Origin of the sequence: Streptomyces aurantiacus, assembly GCF_001418335.1 — a bacterium.
Taxonomy (GTDB): Bacteria; Actinomycetota; Actinomycetes; order Streptomycetales; family Streptomycetaceae; genus Streptomyces; species Streptomyces aurantiacus.
This window is the reverse complement of sequence record NZ_LIPP01000379.1, coordinates 1-2717: the sequence shown is the minus strand read 5'-3', so window position 1 is coordinate 2717 and position 2717 is coordinate 1. Positions and strand designations below refer to the sequence as shown.

Annotated in this window: 2 protein-coding genes and 1 pseudogene; all 3 read right to left on the bottom strand. The window is 69.5% G+C overall.

Annotated elements, in window-relative coordinates:
• Positions 1-221, bottom strand: a 221-nt coding sequence (locus AOK01_RS35840; RefSeq protein ID WP_157871633.1) for a TetR family transcriptional regulator, incomplete at its 3' end; no start/stop codon positions are given.
• Positions 222-303: 82 nt separating this feature from the next.
• On the bottom strand, positions 304-1599 hold the full coding sequence (locus tag AOK01_RS35835; RefSeq protein WP_055519117.1) for a cytochrome P450 family protein: 1296 nt from the start codon (positions 1597-1599) through the stop codon (positions 304-306).
• Positions 1600-1798: 199 nt separating this feature from the next.
• Positions 1799-2476, bottom strand: a pseudogene (locus AOK01_RS35830) (ScbR family autoregulator-binding transcription factor); the annotation flags it as partial.
• Positions 2477-2717: the final 241 nt, after the last annotated feature.

Below are 2717 nucleotides of genomic sequence, written 5' to 3'. Positions count from 1 at the left end.
GCGTGTGTGATCTGGCGCAGCCGCTGCGCCGCCGCCTCCCACACCGCCGCGGACAGCGCCGCCTTGCTGGCGAAGTGGAAGTGCAGCGCGCCGTTGCTGACTCCGGCTCGCGCGCTGATCGTGGACAGGGACACGACGTCGAAGCCGTACTTGCTGAAGAGCTCGGCCGCCGACTCGATCAACGCGTTGCGCGTACGCACCGCTCGCTCCTGCTGGGCCATAGGACGCTCCGTTGTTGCGAGGACCACGAGGGCATGTTGGCCGGAAAGGCACAGCCACTTTAACAAACCGCGCGTGCGGTTTCTAGAGCTGAACAGGCAGTGAGCCATAGCCGTTGACGATGAACGACTCCACTGGCTCGATCCCGTCCACCGGTACCGCCAGGGACAGTTGAGGGAAGCGCTCGAACAGTTGGGCCAGTGCCACGCCCGCCTCGATCCGCGCGAGCGGCGCCCCCAGGCACCGGTGCACCCCGTGACCGAAGGCCAGGTCCTCACGGCGGCCCGGCCGCAGCAGATCGAAGACGGCGACATCGTCCCCGTACGCCTCGGGGTCCCCGGACGCCGCCGCGAAGGAGACGAGGATGGGGTCCCCCTTGCGGATCACCACACCGGGCTGCTCATCCTCCTTCAGCTCCCCCTTCCCCTCCTCCTTCAACTCCTCCTTCAGCGCCCCCTTCAGCTCCTCCGTCAACTCGATGTCGTCCACCGCGAACCGCATCGGCGAGTACGCCGCCGGGCTGTGTGCCCGCAGCGTCTCGTCCACCGCGTCCGCCCAGGTCGCCCGGCCCGCGCGTACGTGGGCCAGTTGCTCGGGGTGCGCGAGGAGCGCCCCGACGGCGTTGGTGATGAGCGTGCAGGTCGTCTCCTGGCCGGCGGCGATCATGAGGTAGAGGGTGCCGAGGAGTTCCTGCTCGGTGAGCCCGCCGTCCTGGTCGCGGGCCTCGATCAGCGCGGACGTCAGATCGCCGCCGGGGCTGGCCCGCTTCTCGGCCACGAGCTGAGCCAGCATCCCGAAGACCTCGACCTGCGCGGCGGCCATCCGCTCGGCCGGCACCGCCGTGCCGAACACCAACTCCAGCGCCGTGCACAGCGGTTCGCGCGCCTGCTCGGCCACCCCGAACAGCTCGCAGATCACCCGCATCGGCAGCAGCTTGGCGAACTCGGTTCGCAGATCGATCCGTTCACCGGCCGGTACGGCGGCCAGCGTGTCCAGCAGCCCGGCCGTGAGCTCCTCTATCCGCGGGCGCAGGGCCTCGCTCCGGCGTGCGGTGAACGCGCCCGCGACCAGCCGCCGCAGCCGGGCATGGTGCTCTCCGTAGGCGAACAGCATGTTCTCGTTGGCGACCCACGGATACAGCGGCCACTCGGCGTCCACCCGGCCCTCGACGAAGGCGGGCCAGTGCTGCCGGGCGTCCTTGGACACTCGCGGATCGAGCAGGAGCTGCTTGACGTACTTCTGCCGTACGACCGCCCAGGCGGCCACGTTGCCCGGCAGTTCCACCTGGGCCACCGGCCCTCGCGAGCGCAGCTTCTCGGCCTCCGAGGCGAGGTCGCGTCCCGTCACGTCCAACGCGTACGGGCAAGCGGGCATGTCCATCCGTGCACTCCGTTCGGTAGGTCGTTCGCGCGCCCCGCCGACACGGGGCGCCTCACTGGACGAAGGTCACGGCCTCCGCCGACGACTCACTCCGCGCGCTCCGCGCCCGCGCTCCGGTCTCACCCGAGGCGACCCCGTTCCCCTCGGCCGCCCTCTCCCGCTCGACCGCCGCCGCCTCACTCACGGCCGCCTCACTCTCGGCTGCCTCCTTCTCGGCCTCGTGCAACCGCACGGCCTCCGCGTGGACGCGGGCCGCCCGTTCCTGCGAGAAGTCCAGCCGTACGAGGACACCCGGCACCGCGACCGACGGCATCAGATGCCGGTAGAGGTCGGCCACCCGTTCCGCCAGGTCCGCGCGGCCCGTCATGATCCGCGACAGCACCTGGACACCCGTGAAGGCGCCGACGAACAGCTTGGCCAGCGCGTCCACATCGGCGTGCGGCAGCACCTCACCCTTGGCCTTGGCCTCTTGGAAGAGGGCGCGGGTGTGGTCCTGCCAGGCCCGCATCGGCACCCGGCGGTTGAGATGGTCCTTGGGAGACCCCTGGTCGACGGTCAGTCGCACGCTGCCCTGAACGATCGGGTCCCCGGTGTCCTGCTTGAGCAGATACGCGAGCAGCAGCGCCTCGTCCAGCGACTGCTGGAGCTTCAACTCCTGCTCCGGCACGCGCGGCAGAGAGTCGACCTGCCCGGCGAGAACCGCCTGGGCCAGCTCGTCCTTGGACGTGAAGTGGAAGTAGAGGGCGCCCTTGGTCATGCCCGACTTCTTGAGGACGTCCGAAATGGTCGCCGCCTCGTATCCGACCTCGTCGAACACCTCGGCCGCCGCCACGAGAATCGCCCGTCGCGTCCGAATGGCTCGCTCTTGCCGCGCCACGGGGAACCTCCGTACCATCCCGGCTCACCGGGAAAAGAGACCAAGAGGTCGGTATCGTAGGCCGACGACCTCGCGGTTCAGAATAAAACCAGCCGAACGGTTTCTCAAGGATTCTCCCGACTCACCTCCGACTCACCTCACGGCACTTCACAGGACCTCGCAGGACCTCGCCGAACCGCCCCTAATGAGCCGATGTCGCTCCCAGTGCCCTCTCGTCCCCCAGCGAGCCCCCCGCGCCACC

Bases quoted from the DNA above. Each gene is read 5' to 3' on its own strand.
- AOK01_RS35835 (WP_055519117.1), bottom strand. From the start codon at position 1,599: ATGGACATGCCCGCTTGCCCGTACGCGTTGGACGTGACGGGACGCGAC.